The organism is Kitasatospora sp. NPDC057512 (genome assembly GCF_042802135.1).
Classification (GTDB): domain Bacteria; phylum Actinomycetota; class Actinomycetes; order Streptomycetales; family Streptomycetaceae; genus Kitasatospora.
This window is the reverse complement of record NZ_JBHVET010001055.1, coordinates 1-2,176: the sequence shown is the minus strand read 5'-3', so window position 1 is coordinate 2,176 and position 2,176 is coordinate 1. Positions and strand designations below refer to the sequence as shown.

The window sequence follows — 2,176 nt, the reverse complement described above, 5'->3', positions numbered from 1 at the left end:
GCCCCGACCGTGATGGTCGGGGGCACCGGGCTCTCGCCGTACCGGCGCCGGGCCGGGGTCAGACCTCGATGACCCGCAGGGCGGGGTGGTCGACCGTGTTGAGGTAGAGCTTCTCCTTGGTGCCCTCCTGCTCCAGCTCGACGACCAGCCGGTACCGGTACAGGCCGGGCTTGGCGGTGCTGAGCACGGTGCCGGCCCAGTAGTAGTAGACCGGGGTCAGCGGGGAGCGCATGCGGTCGGGCATGCCGTAGATCTTGAGCTCGGTGAAGAGCTTCCGCTCGGCCACGTCCTCCTCGTCACCCAGCTCGGTGTCGAGGACCACGATGTTGTTGATCTTGGGCATGGGCGGCCAGGTGCCGTCCAGCCGCCGCTCCATGTCGAGCGGGCGGATGATCCAGTTGATCACCTGGCCCTGCTTGCAGACCGTCTCCAGCTGCCGGGTGCCCTGGCCGGACCCGCCGACGCTGTTGTCCATCATGTACATCGCGTCGCCCAGCGAGCGGTTGGCCGTGGCCCGCTCCATGTTCACGAGCGTGACGACGTTGAGCTGTACCGAGTTCAGCTGCCCGGGGTTCTGCTTCCCCTCGGTGGCGCTGCTTGCCGTGGTTGTCAAGGTTCCTCCTTCGAGCGCGCCGCTCCGGGCGGGTCCACCCGCCCGGAGCCGTCCGTTGCGCGGAGCGGTCAGGTGGCCCGGCCGACCAGGACGGGCGACACGGTGGTGATGATCGGCTCGACCTGGGTGCCCAGCCGGAACCTGATCCGGTACGGCACGGGGGACGCCGCGTCCTTCTTCACCGTCCCGGTCCAGTAGGCGACGTCGGTGCCCGGGTACACCTTCCGGACCGGCTCGCACACCTCGTGGTCGATCTCGATCCCGTCGATGGCCACGTAGGCCTCGCACTCGAGCGCCAGCACGTTCCAGAGCAGCTGGTCGCCGGCCTTGACCTTGGTCCGCAGCTCCTCGGTGCCGAAGTCGGCGGACCCGCCGGCCTTGTTGGTGTCGTACAGGTACAGGTGGCCGTGGGTGCTCTGGGACGCCAGCATGCCCACGCAGTCCACCACCGCGGTGATCGAGATCGGGCGCTTCGGCGTGGTCTTCAGCCGTGGCTTGGTGGTCATCTACTCCTCCTCGTCCTTACGGGGACTTCCTGGGTCAGCGGTTCAGCCGAAGGCGGCCGGGGCGATCGGCAGGTAGCCCATGCCGGCTCCGGTGAAGCCGTTCCGCTTGGGCTCCGCGCTGATCCGGAGCTTCGACTCGCAGGTGAGGTTGACCGGCTCCCAGGTCCACCCGCCCGCCCGCTGGACCAGCTCGTGGAGCTGGATCCGCATCTTGTAGCTGTACGTCCCGGGCCGGGAGGTGTCGATCGTCGCCGACCAGTACCAGCCGTCGGTGACCAGGTCCGGGGAGCCGTACTCGGCCGGGTAGATGATCTTCTCGTCCACCGCCTCGCCGAAGATGTCGGTGATCACCGGCGCCGGGTAGCTGTGGGTGTCCTGGCCGTGGTCGGAGACCACCCGGCCGGTGACGTCCAGGACCCGCTGCCCGGAGAGGGCCGCGGTGCGCGAGGCGCCGTTGACCCTGGTGCCGACGGTCTGCCGGATCCGGGTGAGCGCGGCCTCGGTGTCGCCGTTCGCGACCCCGGCCTTCTCGGTCAGGTTCGCCAGCTCCGCCAGCGCCTCCTTCTCGGCCGCCCGCGCCCGGGTGGTGTGGTAGCCGCGGGGCACCGTCGGGGGGATCGAACCGAGGCTGTACGGCAGCCAGTTGAGCACCTGCTCGCCGGCCTGCGAGCCGTCGCTCCAGTAGCTGCCGTTGATCGCGGTGACCAGCTCGCCGGTGCCCTGGTTCAGGGAGCCGTGGAGCTTCATGTTGTCGAACAGATAGGTGTTGCCGGTCAGCGTCCGGGACTCCAGCGCGTTGCCGACGTCCACGAGCACGATGATCGCCAGTTGTTGGGCCATGCGCCCACCCTCCTTGTCGGTGTTCCGCCTACAGGCACATCAGTGCGGGCGAGTCGATGTGCAGCACGCTGTGCTCGCCCTCGTACATCTGGAGCTCCAGCCGGTACCGGTACGGCACCCCGGGCACCAGGTACGGCGGCACCACGCCGGACCAGACGTTGAGGTCCAGCTGGCCGGCCGCCACCCGATGGTCGGCGGGCGCGGCGCCGTCCGCGCC

At 69.4% G+C, this 2,176-nt stretch carries 4 protein-coding genes; all 4 read right to left on the bottom strand.

What is annotated here, in order from left to right; genetic code table 11:
- Positions 1 to 58 precede the first annotated feature (58 nt).
- Entirely contained in the window at positions 59 to 613 is a 555-nt protein-coding gene (locus ACFU6K_RS37505) for a hypothetical protein (protein ID WP_380670905.1), read from the bottom strand.
- A 68-nt stretch (positions 614 to 681) separates the two neighbouring features.
- The gene (locus tag ACFU6K_RS37500) at positions 682 to 1,119 is read right to left on the bottom strand and encodes a hypothetical protein (RefSeq protein WP_380670903.1); all 438 of its coding nucleotides are present in this window, start codon (positions 1,117 to 1,119) and stop codon (positions 682 to 684) included.
- A gap of 42 nt (positions 1,120 to 1,161) precedes the next feature.
- The gene (locus tag ACFU6K_RS37495; RefSeq protein ID WP_380670901.1) at positions 1,162 to 1,959 is read right to left on the bottom strand and encodes a hypothetical protein; all 798 of its coding nucleotides are present in this window, start codon (positions 1,957 to 1,959) and stop codon (positions 1,162 to 1,164) included.
- Between the two features lie 28 nt (positions 1,960 to 1,987).
- A partial coding sequence (locus tag ACFU6K_RS37490; RefSeq protein WP_380670899.1) for a hypothetical protein occupies positions 1,988 to 2,176 on the bottom strand: 189 nt, incomplete at its 5' end.

What these genes read in the sequence shown, in the direction of transcription:
- ACFU6K_RS37500 (WP_380670903.1), bottom strand. Translation starts at nt 1,119, where the DNA reads ATGACCACCAAGCCACGGCTGAAGACCACGCCGAAGCGCCCGATCTCG.
- ACFU6K_RS37495 (WP_380670901.1), bottom strand. Translation starts at nt 1,959, where the DNA reads ATGGCCCAACAACTGGCGATCATCGTGCTCGTGGACGTCGGCAACGCG.